Source organism: Pontibacter harenae, from assembly GCF_020907245.1.
GTDB classification, from domain to species: Bacteria; Bacteroidota; Bacteroidia; order Cytophagales; family Hymenobacteraceae; genus Pontibacter; species Pontibacter harenae.
Genome location: NZ_JAJJWH010000013.1, coordinates 17,376 through 35,170, shown reverse-complemented (window position 1 = coordinate 35,170; position 17,795 = coordinate 17,376). Strand labels below are relative to the sequence as shown.

Here is a 17,795-nt window from a genome sequence, read left to right as displayed (position 1 = left end):
GAAAAACTGGAAAAGTTTTTTTTCTTCAATTGGTAAAGCTCCCCCTGCCTTAGCTAGAATATCAGTTTATTACATAAAGCTTTTTTTCTCCCCCTACAGAGTAATAGGCGTTTGCCATGTGCACATTTCGACGCTCCACTGTTCGAGCGTTCAGCGAATTAGGAGCATCTTGATTCTCTTGCTTACTTTTCTCATCAAGGAGAAAAGTAAGGCCTAGCCAGCGAGGCGAAAAGCCAGCAAAAAGTATAAAGCTAAAAAAGGAGCAAGACTATAATATAGTTGAATCGCCTCCTAGAACTCTTTACTTTTGCAAAGAAACAAACTCCGCTAAAGCCTTCCCAAATAACTCTATTTCCTGCGCTGTATTATAAGGAGCCAGGCCTATGCGAATCCAGCCGCCCATAGGGTTAACTTCTAATATATCCGCCATCGTGGAAGCATAAAAATGACCGTCGGCAATGCACATGTTATAGTTGTCGGCAAACCAAGCGGTAGCTTCTCTGGCATTTACACCTTTGATGGTGAAGGCAAAAGTTGGTGTTTTTCTCACACCAGCAGGAGCACGGTAAGTCGTAACTTCAGGGAAGCTACTTAAAATATCTTCCACCTTTGTTGTTAACTCCTCTTCATAGTCTTGGATTAGCTGCATGCTTGAACGCAGCCGTTCTTTTCTGCCAGAGCCTACACCTAAGCTCTGAATAAAATCTATAGCGCCAACCAAACCTGCAATGGCCTCGTGGTTTTGAGTCCCTGTCTCTAGTTTGTCAGGTATTTCCTGTGGGGCAGGGGCAAGTTTGTATACAGGGAGTTTTTCGAAGAGAGAGGCAGAAACCACTGCCATACCCAGATGCGGGCCGAAAAACTTATAGGCAGAGCAAAGCAGAATATCGCAGTGGAGTTTCTGGAAATCTATACTTAAATGCGGAACGGCATGCACCGCATCTACCGTAACAATAGCGTTTACTGCCTTTGCTCTGGCGATGATTTTCTCAGCTTCCGTAATAGTGCCTGTTACGTTGGAAGATAAGCCTACTGCCACCAGTTTGGTTTTTTCGGTTATTAACTCATCCAGTTTGTTCAGGTCTAAAGTATAAGTTTCAGTGTTGATCGGAATAAACTTTACGACAGCGCCTCTGTCCTTTGCCATGGTAATCCATGGGTCTACGTTGGCGCGGTGGTCCTGCTCTGTTACCACCACTTCATCGCCTTCTTGTATAAAAGCACCTAGGCTTCTGGCAATAGAAAAAGCAAGGCTGGTCATGTTCTGACCAAAAGCAACTTCTGAAGGCTCGCAGTTCAGCAGGTCTGCCATTGCTTGTCGGGCTTCTGCTATGGTTTGCTCGGTGCGGATGCTGGTCGGGAAGGTGCCGTGTAGGTTTGCCATGCCATTAGTTATGTAAGCAACCATGGCATCTACACTTTGCTGCGCCATCTGTGTGCCGCCTGGTCCATCAAAAAATATGAGTGGCTTTTTGTCTGTTGATGCTTGTAGGGCAGGAAAATAGGAGCGAACCTGCTCAATAGGAAATGATTTCTGCATGTAGTTTCTGTATGTTTTCTGGTGCTGCGCTGAACTGGTTTGGGTGTACGAATGTACTGATTCAGTATAAACAACAGCATTGTGCTACTAATATAAAGAAAGGAAACCAACAACACCAGCCAGTGCCGATTTGTAGCTTCAACAGCTTGAATAGCAGGTTAAAATGTTGTTCCTTTGTGATCTTATGCATCTTTCCATCACATCATTAAATTCAGGGAGCAATGGTAACTGTTACTACATCGGTAACAGAAAGGAGGCCGTGCTGGTAGATGCGGGTATATCTTGCAGGGAAACGGAGAAACGGATGAAGCGGCTGGGGCTTTCGATGCAGAAAGTGAAAGCCATTTTTATTTCGCATGAGCACTCCGACCACATTCGTGGTTTAGCCGTACTGGCCAAGAAGTATCAACTGCCTGTCTTCATTACTCCTTACACTTTACAAAATTGCAGGCTGGACCTTAGTGAGGTACAGTGTGTACCTTTCCAGGCGCACGAACCTGTTTTGGTAGGCGAACTGGCTGTAACGGCTTTCCCTAAACTACACGATGCCTTAGATCCACATAGCTTTATAGTAGCGTATAAGGATATTAAAGTCGGTGTGTTTACAGATATTGGGGCGCCTTGTGCAAACGTTATTGAGCATTTTCAGCAATGCCACGCTGCTTTTCTGGAAGCCAATTACGATGAGGGGCTGCTGGAGCAGGGAAGGTATCCGTATTACCTGAAAAACCGAATCCGTGGCGGTAGAGGTCACCTCTCTAACCGTCAGGCGCTGTCGCTGTTTATGGGGTATAAGCCTGCCAATATGAGCCACTTGCTGCTCGCGCACCTGTCTAAAGACAACAACTGTCCCAAAATGGTAGAAGAACTTTTTACGGCTCATGCCGACGGAACGCAGATTATAGTTGCCTCACGCTTCGAAGAAACACCAGTGTTTAACATCAGCTGTTCAGCTGTGATAGCTGCTAAAGTCGCCTCAAATGTGGGGGTGCAGGCAAGTTTGTTTTAAGCTGGCCAAATTCTACTCGGATAAATGTCCTTAACCTGGCGCGGGAATCTTTCCCGTGCCTAAGAACAAAGTCGAGTCTGCGACTCGACGGACTCGAAGAGGCCAGTTATACTGTTGCCAAGGAAAGATAGCGTAAGTAATATAATAGGTGTGAATTTGTGCATCTCCAACTCCAGGCGAAGCTTTTTAGCATAGTCGGCGACAGAGCAAGTGGAGCAGCCTTTGTTGGGCTCTGCGAGCCCGTGGAGTCACAGACTCCACCATGTAAATAGGTCACGAATCTGGAGATTCGCGCCAGCGCGTAGTATGGGGAAACCTAACTGTGAGGAAGCAATTGCTGCTCTTTTATGTTAGTTCGCTGGTAATACTACTTTGTAGTTGGTGGAGTCGGTATACAGTTTCTGTTTGAAAACAGGAAAGCCTGCTGCCTCGACTATGAGTGTATCGCTGTTGGCTGGGGTTTGTAAGGTGAAGTTTCCAGCCAAGTCGGAAGTTGTGTTGAAGTCTGTACCGTATACTAAAACCCTAACACCAGGTAAAGCTTGCCCATCAGTTGTTAGAACTGTGCCTGTTATAGTTACCAGATTTTCTTCTTCGAGAACTTGCTCTAAAGGAGAAGCATCAGGAACGGTGTTACTTTCTGCAACTATAGTGGAAGGGGCTGGCGCTGGTGCTTTTGATGTATACTGGAAGAAAATAATCAGCCCCAGTGTGCCGAACATCATTAATATGGCTGTAGCCACGCGCCAATCGCTGAGGCCGTGTAAAATATTTCCTTTGCGCTTCTGCTTTCTGAGTCGGTTTTTTATGCGCTGGCCGATTGTGTAAACGGCTCGTTGGGTTCGGGGGCGGGTGGTGAGGGCCATGCCTTCCACCACATCGGTGCACAGCTCGCAATCAAGCAAGTGTAATTCCAGTTCATGACTCAGGGACGCAGAAAGATCACCTTCCTGGTACTGCTGCAGCAGCTCCAGTGCAGGATGTTCCTCTTCTCCCAGTATCAATTCTAAATTATCGCTGTGCATGGTTTTTCTCCAGGTAAATTTTTAAGTTCCGACGGCCGTTCTGAATGTAGCTTTTCACTTTGTTTAACTCGCATCCTGTTGTTTCGGCTATCTCTTTATAGCTTTTTTGCTGTAGGTAAAACAGCTCCACACATGTCCGCTGCTCCTCTGGCAGTTCCGATAAACCCTGCTCCATTGCCTGAAAGGTCATTTCCTGCTCTTCTGTTTCGTTTAAATGATGTAAATCTGACGCTCCTATACTTGCCAGCTCTGTGTTGTCAGTTACTAGTTTACCTTTGGAGCGTTGGGAGCGAAGCTGCATCAGGCAGTGGTTTTTGGCTAGCGTGTGCAGCCAACTTTTAAAGTTAGATACCTCGTGCTTCCGCAGGGCCACCACCAACTGCTCAAAAACTTGCATGGTAGCGTCTTTGCTCTCATCCTCATCTTTCAGGTATTTCAGGCAAACCAGATACACCATTTCCGTATGCCGCTCAAAAAGCTTTCCGATGCACGCCATATCACCTGTCTGCCGATACTGCCGTACCAGCTCCAGGTCTTCGGGGGGCTTCGCTTTTGAGAATAATTTTAGAAACATGTATGCTACCTGAAATAAGCTCCTAATAAAAGAAATTCCACTGAGATAATGGCAGTACCATAGGTGGTTCAGCTTCTTTTATAGGTTAGATGCAGCGATGGCACGGATTCCATAAATTCAATTGAGAAAAATCGACAGACGTAGCACGGCTAGGTTGGCTATAGTTTATGATAGGTGGTGTGAAGCTTTTACTATCACTATCCTGGCATCAGTACGATAGGAGAAATCTGCGTTAGTTGTTCATTATGTAGCAAATTTTCTTACTTTGTTCAAAATGACATACTTAGTTTAAGTAAACAGGACAACGCTACAAATTTGCTCCAGCGCAACGGATCTACTTTGATAAAAGCCACATATCGTGATACGTGCTATCAGATGCAGAAAAGCCTACTCCTCAAACACGATCACCTTGTCCTTGTGCTTGCCACGCATGTGGCCTCTGATAATCTGCTGCACGTCTTTGTTATCGTTGTAACGCTTGATGACGCCTTTGAAGTCTTCTATACCCTGGCCTGAGAAATACTCGTCTATAAAACCGAATCCTAGGTAAGTGCCGTTTTCTACCACTACGACCGTCTTTTCTTCCCAGGTGCGGCCTTTGCCGATGATTACAAAGCTGCTGTGCTCAAAGGAAAAAGAGCCAATAGCTTCATCTACACGGGCATTATACTCTTCAGGACTTTCCAAGCCTATACAGGCACCTTTGCACTGGTGCACCTGGTAATCGAAGCAAGCGCCGTTGGTTTTGTAGAGGCCGCTGAGTTTCTGGCAAAGGTTAAACTTTTCTACTTTATGAAACAAAAAGCCTTTGGCCTTAAACTGGTTCGACAGCGCAATAATAGGCGTCATGTTCACATTGTCGGCTTTATTAACGCTGCCGAACGTGAGGCGCTTGTAGCCGTTGCCGTCTTCGTAGGCAAAAATGCCAGTGTTAAACACGCTGCGTCGCTGCTGGCGGTTATACTGCGGTTTCATGCGCTTTATCTCCGCCGACTCAAACAGCAATGCTACCAACTCATTGCCCATCAGTTCATAAGTAATGTCGGCAATCTGGTTCTTAAAATCCAGCGATTTGCGGCTCTTATAGTCGATGTTGAAGTGCTGCACGATGCGCTTACGGATGTTCTTGCTTTTACCCACATATATCACCTCGCCCTGTTCGTTGTGGAAGTAGTAAACACCTGGCACAGTTGGCAAAGCATCAACTTGTTCTTTGTTGATGGCTGGCGGAAGCAAAGAGGTCTTTATCTCATCTTTGATTAACTGCTCCGACTCCTTAGTTGCAACAGACGGCATGGTGCCATCAATCACAGGTCGGTTGATCTTGATGAGCTTGTCGAAAAGTTTGGCTGTGGCCTCGGCATCGCCAATGGCGCGGTGGCGCTGCTGCAGGTCTATGTCTATACTTTTGCATAGCTTGCCCAAACTATAGGAGGGCAGACCAGGAATCAGCGAGCGGCTCAGGCGTACGGTGCAAAGTGTTTTGCGCTGGAAAGTATAGCCCAGGTCGGCAAATTCTTTCTTAATGAAGGAGTAGTCGAAACGTACGTTGTGAGCCACAAATACTTTACCATCGGTAAACTCCACAATCTCTTTGGCCACCTCGTAGAACTTAGGCGCGTCCTGCACCATCTCGTCGGTAATGCCCGTGAGCTGCGAGATATAAAAGGGGATAGGCCGCTGTGGGTTGATTAGCGTGTTATACTTATCCACGATCTGCTGACCATCGTGAATGAAGATGGCTACCTCGGTTATTCTGTCCTGAGCAGGCTGGCTGCCTGTGGTCTCAATATCGATAATGGCGTACAAGTTCTGCTGCTTTAGTAAGTCCTGAAAAGTCTCCTGCCGCTCAGGCTGAGGCTCACCTTGTAAACCAATATTTTTAGTAATACGTTTCAAAATTTAAGTATGTGAGGTATAGATTGCAAATTTACTTAGCAAATGCTTTGCTGAGGTATTTCACGTTTCGAAAGTAGAAATAAATCACTGTTAATTTTATATATTACAGTGGTGCAAGTATTTGATTTAGCTACAAGAAGGAAATGCTTGAAAATGGTTTAGCTGGTTTAGCGGTAGCGTCAATTAAGTATCAATATGACGCGAAGCTATGGCTTACGTTACCCACCATACTTTTATCTGCATCTTGGGAAGTATTAGAATGATAGAAAAGAATCTGTTTGCTCTCTCAGAAAGTATAGACGATAATGAAAAGTGGATTACGTTATTAAGCTCTTATTTAGAACGTGCTGACTTTGTTGAGTTCAACATTCTTTACGACTCAACTAATTTGCATCCTGAATTAGAAGCTCTTAAATCTGACTTAATAGAAGAAGGAGAAAGAACAGATAAAATATATGCAAGCGGAGTCTTCCGCAGGTACATGATAAAAGATATAATGAAAGACTTCATACTTTCAAAGCCTTACAAGAGCTGGAATAACTATCATTTTGAAGATTTGTCTCTAATTAAAGATGGTACTGAAATATTAGCTACCATTACGCAAAAAAACTATGTCTTTGCTCAATTGACTGAAGAAGAAAGAAAAGAACTCAATGAGCAAGGATTTGAGTTTGGGGAGCTGCAAGAATTTAAAAAATAAAATTTCACAACACGGTACAGGCTTTATACTTAAATGCGCCTCGTTCACGGCCCTTACTAATCCATTAGCAAACAGTAAAAATTATAAAAATGGAAAGAACCCTGCCTTTAGAAAGTGGAGAGATAGTATTAGGTGAAGAGAAAATCACTATCCGAGATAAAGCAAAAAAAGAAAAATTCAAAAGAGTTGCTTTCTCGGCAATGTGGATCATATATGGTATCTTATCAATACAGAGATATATGAAAACGGGTGATGAATTCTTGTTATGGACAGGAAGCATTGTCGGACTTGCACATTTGGCAGTTATTATTTATAGTTTATTTAGAACGACTAAAGGAGAAATAGACCTACAGGAAATTGGAAAGGCTGTTTTCAAAGAAAGAAATGGAAATAAATTCCTCGATCTAAAGTTGAAAGGCGGCACAAAAAGACGCATCAGTAAAGTAGAGTTGGTCTCTGATGAACTAAGAGTATTTTTTATAGAGAAAAAAATAGAGGTGCAATAGAGGTACGCTTGCAGATAATGCATAAGCATCAACCTTCGGCCGACGGCCTCGCTTATACTAGATGTTGCACATAATTGAGGTGATAAAGAAACTTTTATTCACAATTAATAGCTAAGAACAGCTTAGTACAACAGGTGGGCAATTAATTTCTGCGTCTAAACTCTTCTATAATCTTACCTACTCCACATCATCCTTTTTCTTCCCTCTTCCTAAGCCGTTCCATATTTCGGTGAACCAGTTTTTTACCTTTTTATGTTTTTTAGGTTTTACGTCCTCTACATCTGCTAGCAGAAAGCCAAAAGGTGAAAGTGGTGGATAGGCATCGAAAATTACCTTGAAGATGGCGATCATGGGAATGGAAATAATCATGCCAGCCGCTCCCCATATTTCACCGCCAACCAGCAACGCAACTATAGCCGCAAAAGGGTTTATACTTACCTTGGAGCCTACTACAAACGGAGTTATAAAATTACCTTCTAAGAACTGCACTACCACAAAAACGGCTACTACCAACAAGGCGTCTAGCAAGCGGCCTGTAGTTGCCAGGGTAAAGAGGGCAGGCAGCATCGCCCCAATCAGAATACCAATGTAAGGAATGATGGTTAGGATGGAGGCGAAAACACCAAAGAAGATCGCGTATTTTACATTCAGTAGAAGCAGGCCAGCGGAATTCAGCAAAGACACGATTATGATCACGATCATGAGTCCCGATATATAGCCCTGCGCCACTTGCTGTATATTGGATAATGTCTGCTTCATGCTGCCCCTGCGGTCCTTGGACACGAACTTAAACATGAACTCCTGCAGGTGGTCGCGGTAGTAAAGCATACAAAACACATAAATCGGAACCACAGTCAAGGCTGCCAAAACGCCTGTTGTCATGGAAATAGTGCTGCCCAGAAAGGTGGTAGAAATGCTTTGAATGCTCCCTATAGCGTTCTGTATCAAATCGCTACGATTGCTTGGTGCAATGCCAAACTTCTGGAACAGGAACTCTTGTATTCCTGCTATCAAAGTGTCAACGTTTTGGCCTATCGTATCCAGTTCAGAGGTAAGGCTTACCAATTGCATAGACAGAAACCATAGCACCAGGCCAACCACTATTACCACTATGATTATACTGCAAAGTATAGCCAGCGGCCTCGGGAACCGAAAACGCTCCATGTCGCGGGTGAGGGGTAGCAAAAGCAGTGCGAACAATAAACCAAAGGTAAGAGGCGCCAGAACTGATTTAAATGTTTGCAGAAACCAAACTAATAAGATGATGCCGAGCAGAATGATAGTGTATTTAAAATACTTCGGTAATTTAATTTCCATGTAGTTCAGGTCTCAGGGCCTATGCGCAGTATTTATTTCACAAATTACGTAAATGTTCCGCTTCAAGTATATAAGGCTAAATATATTTATTTGCTAAAAATATTAGTTAATTTATTCTGCTATAAAAGCACATTTTCAGGAACTATAGCTATGTTTGTCGAGTTGTATACTGTACAGTATAAGCAGTAGCTATAATACAAAGTAATATTTGCTAAAATAATTAGTAAAAATTTTCTTTTCTTTGTATATCGAAAAGGGAGCTGGAACTAATATAGCGTTTTGTCTCTTTTTATTTTCCTATATTTCCGATTGATTCCATCAGAACAAATACACTTACGCTTACAGAATGGCAGAGTTAGAGCATAATTACAACGAAGACAGCATTCGCTCGCTGGAGCCGCGCGAGCACATCAGGCTACGCCCTGGTATGTACATCGGCAAACTGGGAGACGGTTCTTCGGCCGATGACGGTATTTACATTTTGGTGAAGGAGGTAATCGACAACTCCATTGACGAACACGTGATGGGCTTCGGTAAAACCATCGACATCAAAATATCAGACCACAAGGTACAGGTGCGCGACTATGGCCGTGGTATTCCGCTGGGCAAGGTAATCGACTGCGTGAGCAAGATTAACACAGGCGGTAAGTACGACAGCAAGGCTTTCCAGAAGTCGGTTGGTCTGAACGGTGTGGGTACAAAGGCAGTGAACGCGCTTTCGAGCCAGTTCCGCATCCAGTCGGTGCGCGACGGGCAGATGAAAGCAGCCGAGTTTGAACGTGGCGTGCTAACGAACGATCTGCCCCTGGAGCAGACGTCGCAGCGCAACGGCACGCTTACAGTGTTTACCCCAGACGATACCATCTTTAAGAACTACCAGTACAACGTTGATTACCTCGAGAATCAGATTTGGAACTACGCCTACTTAAACGCTGGCCTTACCATTAACTTTAACGGGAAGAAGTACCATTCTGAAAACGGTTTGCTGGACCTGCTTCTGAACAAGTCTGATAAGGAAGGCCACCGTTACGATGTGATTCACTTGAAGGGAACAGACATAGAACTGGCCCTGACGCACGGCAACGACTATGGCGAGGAATATTATTCCTTCGTGAACGGACAGTATACCACCATGGGCGGTACACATTTGGCTGCTTTCCGTGAGGCGGTGGTGAAAACCGTGCGTGAGCACTATAAAAAAGACTATGATGCAGCTGATATCCGTGCCTCCATTATCGGTGCGATTTCGCTTCGTGTGCAGGAGCCAGTGTTTGAGTCTCAGACAAAGACCAAGTTAGGTTCAATTGACATGGGGCCTGACGGGCCTACAGTTCGTGGCTACATCAACGATTTCGTGCGTGAGCACCTCGACAACTACCTGCACAAGAACCCAGTTACGGCAGAGGCACTGAAGAAGCGAATTGAGCAGAGTGAGCGGGAACGTAAGGACATGGCTGGCGTGAAAAAGCTGGCGAACCAGCGTGCCAAGAAAGCCAACCTGCACAACCGCAAGCTGCGCGATTGCCGCATGCACTTCAATGAAGACAAGCACGAGAATTCATTGCTGTCTACGCTCTTTATTACAGAGGGTGACTCGGCAAGTGGTTCTATCACCAAATCGCGCAACGTGGATACCGAGGCGGTGTTCAGCTTACGCGGAAAGCCTTTGAACTGCTTTGGTTTGAAGAAGAAAGTGGTGTACGAAAACGAGGAGTTTAACCTGTTGCAGCACGCGTTAAATATTGAAGAAGGCCTGGAAGGTTTACGTTATAACCGCGTCGTAATCGCTACCGATGCCGACGTGGATGGTATGCACATCCGCCTGCTGCTGCTCACGTTCTTCCTGCAGTTTTTCCCTGACCTGGTGCGTAACGGCCATGTTTTTATTTTGGAAACGCCACTTTTCCGTGTGCGCAACAAGAAGGAAACCATTTACTGCTACAACGAAACAGAGAAGCAGGAAGCGATACAGAAACTGGGCAAAAAGCCAGAGATTACCCGCTTTAAAGGTTTGGGAGAGATTTCACCAGACGAGTTTGGGAAGTTTATCGGCGATAATATCAAATTGAAGCCAGTTATCCTGCACAAGGATGCAACAATACAAAAGATTCTGAGCTACTACATGGGCAAAAACACGCCTGACCGTCAGCAGTTCATTATCGAGAATTTGAAGATTGAAAAAGACATAGTAGAGGAAGTATATGCATAACGACGATCTAAACGAAGAACTGCACCATAACGAAGAGGAGGAACTGGAAGTGCACTTTACAGATGGCGAGGAAGAAGTCATCCATAATGTTACCCCGGTTTCTGGTCTTTATGAAAACTGGTTCCTCGAATATGCTTCTTATGTAATTCTGGAGCGTGCGGTGCCAGCCATCGAAGACGGTCTGAAGCCAGTGCAGCGCCGCATTCTGCACGCCATGAAAGAAATGGACGATGGCCGCTTTAACAAAGTAGCCAACGTGATTGGGCAAACCATGCAGTACCACCCGCACGGCGATGCCTCCATTGGCGATGCGATGGTAAACCTGGGGCAGAAAGATCTGCTAATCGAAACACAAGGTAACTGGGGCGATGTACGAACTGGCGACAGTGCAGCGGCACCTCGTTATATTGAGGCACGTCTGTCTAAGTTTGCGTTGGATGTGGTGTTTAACCCGCAGACAACGCTGTGGCAGCTGAGCTACGACGGTCGTAAAAACGAGCCTGTTACGTTGCCTGTAAAGTTCCCGCTTTTGCTGGCGCAGGGCGTGGAAGGTATAGCCGTAGGCTTGTCTACGAAGATTATGCCGCACAACTTCCGCGAACTCATCAAAGGTTCTATTGATGTGCTGAAAGGCCGCAAAACAGAACTGCTACCAGACTTCCCGACAGGCGGCTTGGTAGACGTGACCAACTATAACTCAGGTATGCGTGGCGGCAGAATACGTGTGCGTGCTACTATTGAGAAGGTAGATAAAACCCTCCTGATCATTCGTGATGTGCCTTACGGTACTACCACAACAGGCTTGATGGAATCAATCGTGAAAGCGAGCGAGAACAACAAGATCAAGATCAAGAAGGTGGTGGATAATACGGCTGCGAACGTCGAGATACACGTGCAGTTGCCTCCTGGGGTGTCGCCAGACCTGACGATGGATGCTCTCTATGCCTTCACCGACTGCGAGGTTTCCATTTCTCCGAATACCTGTGTTATCATTGATGATAAACCGCACTTCCTGAATGTAGACGAGTTGCTGCGCATTTCTACTTTTAAAACAGTAGACCTGCTGAAGCGCGAACTCGAGATTCGCAAAGGAGAACTGGAAGATAAGTGGCACAACTCTTCGCTGGAGAAAATCTTCATAGAGAACCGCATCTACCGCGATATTGAAGAGTGCGAAACTTGGGAAGCGGTATTAAATGCCATCGACACAGGTTTAGATCCGTTCAAGCCACTGTTGCGCCGTGAGGTGACAGAAGAAGATATTCTTCGCCTGACAGAGATCAGGATTAAGCGTATTTCTAAATACGACTCCTTTAAGGCGGACGAATATATCCGAAAGCTGGAAGAAGAGATGGCGGAGGTGGATGACCACCTGGCCAACCTGATTCGTTATGCTATTGCCTACTTCGAAGGCTTGATGAAGAAGTATGGCCAAGGCCGTGAGCGTAAAGCACAGCTGAAAACCTTTGACGTGATTACTGCTCAGAAGGTAGCCATTGCTAACCAGAAGCTATACATGAACGCAAAAGACGGTTTCATCGGAACCAGCCTGCGCAAAGACGAGTTCGTGTGCGATTGCTCCGATATGGACGACATCATCGTGTTTCGCAAAGACGGTAAGTTCACAGTTACGAAAGTGGCCGACAAAACCTTTGTGGGCAAAGACATTATCATGGCGGGCGTTTACAACAAAAACGACGAGCACATGGTGTACAACATGATCTACGTGGATGGTAAATCAGGTGTGTCTTATGCCAAGCGTTTTGCCGTAAAATCCATTACCAGAGATAAAGAGTACGACCTGACAAAAGGAGAGAAGAACTCGAAGGTACATTACTTGACAGCAAACCCAAATTCGGAATCGGAAGTGGTAACTATAACGCTGGCACCAAATGCCACTGCCCGTAACAAGGTTTTCGATTTCGATTTTGCGGAGTTGATGATCAAGGGCAAAGGCTCAAACGGCAATATCGTTTCGAAGTACCCAATCAAGAAAGTAGTTCAAAAGAGTCTGGGCGAATCAACTTTAGGTGGCCGTGAGATCTTCTATGATGAAGTAATCGGCAGGTTGAATACTGAAGGCCGTGGCCGTTATTTAGGTTCCTTCAACACAGATGATACGATTCTGGTTATTTACGAAGACGGTAGCTACGAGCAAACCACCTTTGACTTGGCGAACCACTACACGGTGGAGAAGATCAAGGTACTGCAGAAGTTCGATCCTGAGCTGGTGGTGTCGTGCATCTACTACGAGGGAGACAATAAAGTGTACTACGTGAAGCGTTTCAAGATAGAGACGTCTACCGTAGGCAAGAAATTTACCTTCATCTCCGAGAGCAAGAACTCTAGACTGGAGGCTGTTTCGACGCACTCTGAGCCATTGGCAACTATAGCCTTTAAACGTGGGCTGCGCGGTGAGAAAGAGACAGAGAAGCTACTACTAAGCGAGTTTATCGATGTGAAAGGCTGGAAGGCCATGGGCAACAAACTCAGCTACTATAAAATTCTGGATGTGCAGGTGCCGAAGCAGGAAGCGGTGGAGTATGAAGAGGAAAAAGCTAAAGCAAAGAAGCCAGCCGCCAAGAAAGAGCCTGTAGCAGTACCTTCTGAACTCAAGGAGTTAGCTGAGGAAGCTGCCAAGGCTAGCGGTAACCAACCTGCCGACGGAGAAACCGTAGAAGAGGATACAGACCTTATCAAGGAAAAAGAGGCTCTTAAGCGAAAGAAACAGATGAATCTGTTTTAAGTCTTACCCACGGTCTCTTGCTTAAGTCTCTTTTATTTTGTAGGTTACGTAGAGAAGTGGTATATGAAAGGACTTTTATCAGCTATACTTGTTTGTTGCCTTTGCTTCGGCAATATTACTATCTGCGCTGCAGATGGTAATGGGTCGGGTATTGAACAACTATTGCTGCGTGCAGAACAGCTTGCCAATAACTATAAAGATAGCGAGGCTCTGGAATTGTATGGCAAGGTGCTTTTAGAGGATGCTACCAACTATGAAGCCCTATGCAGTGTTAGCAAGTTACACAGCCGTATCGGTAACCGTTATATAAACGATGAAACGAGTAAACTAGAGCATTTTAACAAGGCAAAAGCCTATGCTACCAAAGCATATGAGCTTAAGCCTGAAGATGCAGAGGCAAACTTTGTAATGGCATTGGCACTGGGTAATATGGCTTTAATTTCTGGGCCAAAACAGCGACTTAGTTACACAAACCAGATCAAGTCGTTCTTAGATGCCGCCTTGGCTAATAACCCGCACCACTCAGGTGCCTGGCATGTTTTAGGCCGTTGGTATTTCAAGATGGCTAATTTAAACTTTGCCGAAACGGCTGCTACGAAGCTCTTCTTCGGCGGTGTTTGCGAGCAAGCCACCAATGAAGACGCGGTAAAGGCAATGGAGCAGGCAATTGCCTACGATAGCATGAATATCAGGTTTTACTATGACTTGGCCTGTATCTATGACGAAATGAAAGACCGCGAGACTTGTATGTATGTCTTACAGCAAGCGCTTACGCTAAATTTAGAGACAAAAGAAGAGTTGGAGTTAAGCAGGCGTTGTAAATTAATGCTGCAGGCGCTACAGAATAATAGCTAAGTTATTTCGTCAGCCAATCAGAGGCTAGCTTTGTTAAGCTAGCTTAACTGTTCATAGGTCTAGGCTTATAATCAAAAACAAGATCACCACTAAAGCTGTAGTTTTGGTGGTGATCTTGTTTTATGAGCTGAGCTGTTTTATTTATCTTAACATTTCAATATTCCCGCTAAAAGAACACCTGCTATAGTATTCTTTGTTCATGAAAAAACAGCTTTACCTCACCATCGATGATTTTCCGACAAAGGCTTCTGAAGAAATGCTTTATTTTCTGGAGGAGAAAGGCATAAGCAGTGTTATATTCTGCATTGGTAAAGAACTGGTGAAGCACGAGGAGACAGCTGTTAAAGCACTTTTAATGGGGCATAAGCTGGGCAATCATTCTTACTCGCATAAGGCCTTTTCTAAAATCTCTTTAAAAGAAGCTTATAGAGAAATTCAGAAGACCGACTTACTGTTAGATAGAATTTATGAAAAAGCGGGAGTAACTTGGGATGTAAAGTACTTTCGGTTTCCTTACGGTGATAAGGGAGATGGTATGATGGGGCAAGTGTTGAAGAGAGGACTTGACCCGTGGAAAAGGCTAAAGAAAAGAAGAATACAAAAAAGGTTAGCTGAACTTAATTACACCAATATTGTAGCGCCAGGAGTGTCTTATAACTACTACCAAGATTATCTGGCTAGAGAAAGAGACGCTCAGTGGACGTTAGATGTGATGGAGTGGTGCCTGAAAAAACCAGAAGGTGTGTTCGAAATCAAAACGGAAGCGGATGTTTTAGCAAGGCTCTTTTCAGAAAATCCCTTCGACTGCCGTGGTAAAGTGCCAGAAGAAAGCTACGGAATCACGTTTGAGCCTTCTAATGAAGTGATACTTATGCACGACAATGAACAGACCTTCCCCGCTTTTAAAACAGTAATTAACGAGATGCTGCTTAGAGGCTATGGCTTTTCAAAAATCAATTAACCGCTGCATGCTAATTCTCTAACGACTGATAAACCTGCAAGTATTCTGAGGCTACTTTTTCATTTGAAAAAAGAGAAACAGCAGTTTGGGTAATTTTCTCCCGATTGAATTCTGCCCCTTTATTTTCGAAATCGATACTTTCTAAGCAAGTTTTTTCTGTGTCTAAATCACCCAAGGCGAAGTCTACCACCAAGCCAGTTTTGTGCTCTTTTACATAGCCTGCCGCACTTATTACATTGCTGTTTACAAGTACTGGTAGCCCCATAGCATTATACTCTACTACCTTTGTGCCAAGCGCAATTTTTTCCCTTTTCAAATAAATTAAACCATAATCGGCTGCTGATAGGTACTGGGGCACATCTTGGTAAGCAGGGCTAATTACCCTGTATTCGCTGCCTCGTATACCTTCCTCCTGAAAAGCTTTTTCAATTTGAGTTCTGGAAGGATGAGGTACCAGAAACAAGAAAATATGTTGTTGTGCTATTTTTCTGAAGTCTTTAATAATGCTGGCGTAGATGTAAGGGCAGTGCCACCCACCGATTCCCATACTGCCGAGGTAGCAAAAAACAATCTTGTTCTGAAAATCAAACTTGCTCCTAATCTGCTCTCTTGCTACAGCATCAAACTTAAAGTTAGAGCAGTCAACATTGTTGGGTATAATATGAGGCCGAAAACCTTTGTAGATATGTTGGTAGTACTGCTGATAGAACTTAGAGATGCATACTGTAACAGAAGCATTTTGCAGTAACTCCTTTTCCTGCTTTTTCCAATATTTAAAGGCATGACTATCTTTAGTCCAGGAACTTTGCAATATGTTCTCTTCAGGATAGTCGGATCGGGGATCAAATACAAGCTTTATATTTTTTTGAAGCTTCTTTAACAGTAGAAGAATAGCTGATGCAGGGTAACTTCGGCAATGAAATATGTTAAAGTTCTCCACAAGAACGTATTTGAGCAAAACAGGTAAAACCAAAACTTTTGCAACCCAAAAAAATACGGAAGAGTCAGGCTCATAGGGTCGTAAGCCAAGTCCCTTAATGTACTTTGGAAGAAAATAAGGAACAGGAAACGGAAAAGGAATTGGCAGGAACTTCAGTTCTATGGGCGCAGCATCGAATTCGGCAGCAAAAGCTTCGAATTTCTTTTTCTTTAGAAATTTCCAGTACCAGGGAAAGATGTACAGTAAGCGGATGTTTAAACGTGCATCTGACTTAGCCATTGTCTGCAACAGTTCCAATACCTGTCTTTTAAGCAAAGGATTCCAAATCTCTTCGCAGTATATGACATAGCAAACTTTCAAGTTATTTGTTGCCATCGCCTTGGGTTAGCTGTTTTGCGTGTCTAGGATAAACCATTTCGGAATCGCGGGGTAGCGCAGAACGTTTTGTAGCAAGTCCAAAATTTAAATTAAAAGCTTTTGCACCGCTTCCTATTAGCTTTTTCGGCACTAACTGTTTCTTCAAACAATTCTTTGTAGTAGCTGCTAACAACCTCAAAAGAATAATGCTTATTAAAATGAGTATAAGCCTTGGTTGCCATCTCATATCTATAAGATTTATCCGAAATCAACTTGGCAAGCCCTCGCTCAATCTGATTTACAGATGTAGGATCCGTAAACTGAGCAAGATTACCGTTGAAAATTTCTGTGCGGGGCATTTCATTATCACATAGTACTGCGCAGCCGTTGCCCATTGCCTCTAGGTACACAATACCATAAGCATCTTTTAAAGTAGGCATGCAAAAAATAGCAGATTCTCGCATCAGTTGCAGCACACTGGAGTTAGGTAAATAATCGTAGTGCTTATAACTGATGCCAGCAGGTAACTCAATAGGCTCACGGGTTACAAACGAAAACTCACAGTTGGCAAATAGGCTGCTGTTTGTTTTGTTAATGTTTTTAATGGCTGCTAATAAATTTACTAAGCCTTTTCTTTTTCCTTCGATGCCAACAAAACAAATTTTAAGCACCTTGCTAAAATGCTTGTTAAGCATCTCTTCTTCAGTAAGTTTAGAGATACTCGGAATTAAAAAAGGAGCCAATTTAACTTTATGTTGCATTTTAGGGGCCAAAGAGCAAAACCTTTCTATAGCGTTGTTAGAACTCAACGTAATAAAGGTAGACTGTTTGCTCATTTTACAAATATGCTTCACTTCTTTCCGCCTTTCTTCGTCATTTAAAATCCCTTCGTACGCATTCGTCATAAAGCCTGTGTTCGTTAAAACAGGAATCCCTTTTTCCCTGATACCAATAGGAAAAAAACCATGGGAGAAAAATAGTGCTTTGTTCTGTAGAAGTTTTTGTGGAATATAAACCGATCTTAACTGCTGTTTAAGAAGCGAATACTTTGTTAAATCAATCATTAATTTATTCGCTATTTTTTCGAAAGAGTAGAAGGACAGGAAGTGAAGAAAAGATCTGTTACTGCTGTTAAACTCTATGTTTAAGTTGCTGTC

General features: G+C 44.0%; 14 protein-coding genes. 7 read left to right on the top strand and 7 right to left on the bottom strand.

Translation table 11 applies throughout. The features are described 5' to 3' along the window. Positions 1-301 precede the first annotated feature (301 nt). Positions 302-1,540: a cysteine desulfurase-like protein gene (locus LN893_RS08900; protein WP_229969464.1), complete on the bottom strand. Its 1,239-nt coding sequence runs from the start codon at positions 1,538-1,540 to the stop codon at positions 302-304. Between the two features lie 184 nt (positions 1,541-1,724). Here LN893_RS08900 and LN893_RS08895 point away from each other — a divergent pair, with 184 nt between their 5' ends. Beyond that, the gene (locus LN893_RS08895; protein ID WP_229969516.1) at positions 1,725-2,549 is read left to right on the top strand and encodes an MBL fold metallo-hydrolase; all 825 of its coding nucleotides are present in this window, start codon (positions 1,725-1,727) and stop codon (positions 2,547-2,549) included. A gap of 350 nt (positions 2,550-2,899) precedes the next feature. Here LN893_RS08895 and LN893_RS08890 read toward each other — a convergent pair whose 3' ends face one another. The 3 genes from LN893_RS08890 to LN893_RS08880 all read right to left on the bottom strand — a co-directional run bounded on the left by LN893_RS08890 (position 2,900) and on the right by LN893_RS08880 (position 6,047). Next, positions 2,900-3,574 (bottom strand): carboxypeptidase-like regulatory domain-containing protein, encoded by a 675-nt coding sequence (locus LN893_RS08890; RefSeq protein WP_229969463.1) that lies wholly within the window; start codon positions 3,572-3,574, stop codon positions 2,900-2,902. After that, a complete protein-coding gene (locus tag LN893_RS08885; protein ID WP_229969462.1) occupies positions 3,561-4,148 on the bottom strand; it encodes an RNA polymerase sigma factor in 588 nt (195 codons plus the stop codon). The genes LN893_RS08890 and LN893_RS08885 overlap by 14 nt, the downstream gene beginning before the upstream one ends. 387 nt (positions 4,149-4,535) lie before the next feature. Next, positions 4,536-6,047, bottom strand: a complete 1,512-nt coding sequence (locus LN893_RS08880; RefSeq protein ID WP_229969461.1) for an exonuclease domain-containing protein — start codon at positions 6,045-6,047, stop codon at positions 4,536-4,538. 208 nt (positions 6,048-6,255) lie between these two features. Here LN893_RS08880 and LN893_RS08875 point away from each other — a divergent pair, with 208 nt between their 5' ends. Together LN893_RS08875 and LN893_RS08870 are read left to right on the top strand one after the other, a co-directional pair. Continuing rightward, positions 6,256-6,747, top strand: coding sequence for a hypothetical protein (locus LN893_RS08875; protein ID WP_229969460.1), 492 nt, complete (start codon positions 6,256-6,258; stop codon positions 6,745-6,747). A gap of 89 nt (positions 6,748-6,836) precedes the next feature. Continuing rightward, a complete protein-coding gene (locus tag LN893_RS08870) occupies positions 6,837-7,253 on the top strand; it encodes a hypothetical protein (RefSeq protein WP_229969459.1) in 417 nt (138 codons plus the stop codon). A 177-nt stretch (positions 7,254-7,430) separates the two neighbouring features. Here LN893_RS08870 and LN893_RS08865 read toward each other — a convergent pair whose 3' ends face one another. Then, positions 7,431-8,570 (bottom strand): AI-2E family transporter, encoded by a 1,140-nt coding sequence (locus LN893_RS08865; protein WP_229969458.1) that lies wholly within the window; start codon positions 8,568-8,570, stop codon positions 7,431-7,433. Positions 8,571-8,916: 346 nt separating this feature from the next. On the opposite strand from LN893_RS08865, the gene LN893_RS08860 reads away from it, so the two are divergent. The 4 genes from LN893_RS08860 to LN893_RS08845 all read left to right on the top strand — a co-directional run bounded on the left by LN893_RS08860 (position 8,917) and on the right by LN893_RS08845 (position 15,341). Continuing rightward, positions 8,917-10,779 (top strand): DNA topoisomerase IV subunit B, encoded by a 1,863-nt coding sequence (locus LN893_RS08860; protein WP_229969457.1) that lies wholly within the window; start codon positions 8,917-8,919, stop codon positions 10,777-10,779. Beyond that, positions 10,772-13,525, top strand: coding sequence for a DNA gyrase/topoisomerase IV subunit A (locus LN893_RS08855; protein ID WP_229969456.1), 2,754 nt, complete (start codon positions 10,772-10,774; stop codon positions 13,523-13,525). The genes LN893_RS08860 and LN893_RS08855 overlap by 8 nt, the downstream gene beginning before the upstream one ends. Before the next feature lie 63 nt (positions 13,526-13,588). Beyond that, positions 13,589-14,380: a tetratricopeptide repeat protein gene (locus LN893_RS08850; protein WP_229969455.1), complete on the top strand. Its 792-nt coding sequence runs from the start codon at positions 13,589-13,591 to the stop codon at positions 14,378-14,380. Positions 14,381-14,579: 199 nt separating this feature from the next. Next, a complete protein-coding gene (locus tag LN893_RS08845) occupies positions 14,580-15,341 on the top strand; it encodes a polysaccharide deacetylase family protein (protein ID WP_229969454.1) in 762 nt (253 codons plus the stop codon). Between the two features lie 10 nt (positions 15,342-15,351). Here LN893_RS08845 and LN893_RS08840 read toward each other — a convergent pair whose 3' ends face one another. Next, positions 15,352-16,656 (bottom strand): glycosyltransferase, encoded by a 1,305-nt coding sequence (locus tag LN893_RS08840; protein ID WP_229969453.1) that lies wholly within the window; start codon positions 16,654-16,656, stop codon positions 15,352-15,354. Positions 16,657-16,748: 92 nt separating this feature from the next. Then, positions 16,749-17,702 (bottom strand): glycosyltransferase, encoded by a 954-nt coding sequence (locus LN893_RS08835; RefSeq protein ID WP_229969452.1) that lies wholly within the window; start codon positions 17,700-17,702, stop codon positions 16,749-16,751. Between the last annotated feature and the right edge of the window lie 93 nt (positions 17,703-17,795).

What these genes read in the sequence shown, in the direction of transcription:
- LN893_RS08900 (WP_229969464.1), bottom strand. Translation starts at nt 1,540, where the DNA reads ATGCAGAAATCATTTCCTATTGAGCAGGTTCGCTCCTATTTTCCTGCC.
- LN893_RS08895 (WP_229969516.1), top strand. Translation starts at nt 1,725, where the DNA reads ATGCATCTTTCCATCACATCATTAAATTCAGGGAGCAATGGTAACTGT.
- LN893_RS08890 (WP_229969463.1), bottom strand. Translation starts at nt 3,574, where the DNA reads ATGCACAGCGATAATTTAGAATTGATACTGGGAGAAGAGGAACATCCT.
- LN893_RS08885 (WP_229969462.1), bottom strand. Translation starts at nt 4,148, where the DNA reads ATGTTTCTAAAATTATTCTCAAAAGCGAAGCCCCCCGAAGACCTGGAG.
- LN893_RS08875 (WP_229969460.1), top strand. Translation starts at nt 6,256, where the DNA reads ATGGCTTACGTTACCCACCATACTTTTATCTGCATCTTGGGAAGTATT.
- LN893_RS08870 (WP_229969459.1), top strand. Translation starts at nt 6,837, where the DNA reads ATGGAAAGAACCCTGCCTTTAGAAAGTGGAGAGATAGTATTAGGTGAA.
- LN893_RS08865 (WP_229969458.1), bottom strand. Translation starts at nt 8,570, where the DNA reads ATGGAAATTAAATTACCGAAGTATTTTAAATACACTATCATTCTGCTC.
- LN893_RS08860 (WP_229969457.1), top strand. Translation starts at nt 8,917, where the DNA reads ATGGCAGAGTTAGAGCATAATTACAACGAAGACAGCATTCGCTCGCTG.
- LN893_RS08855 (WP_229969456.1), top strand. Translation starts at nt 10,772, where the DNA reads ATGCATAACGACGATCTAAACGAAGAACTGCACCATAACGAAGAGGAG.
- LN893_RS08850 (WP_229969455.1), top strand. Translation starts at nt 13,589, where the DNA reads ATGAAAGGACTTTTATCAGCTATACTTGTTTGTTGCCTTTGCTTCGGC.
- LN893_RS08845 (WP_229969454.1), top strand. Translation starts at nt 14,580, where the DNA reads ATGAAAAAACAGCTTTACCTCACCATCGATGATTTTCCGACAAAGGCT.
- LN893_RS08840 (WP_229969453.1), bottom strand. Translation starts at nt 16,656, where the DNA reads ATGGCAACAAATAACTTGAAAGTTTGCTATGTCATATACTGCGAAGAG.
- LN893_RS08835 (WP_229969452.1), bottom strand. Translation starts at nt 17,702, where the DNA reads ATGATTGATTTAACAAAGTATTCGCTTCTTAAACAGCAGTTAAGATCG.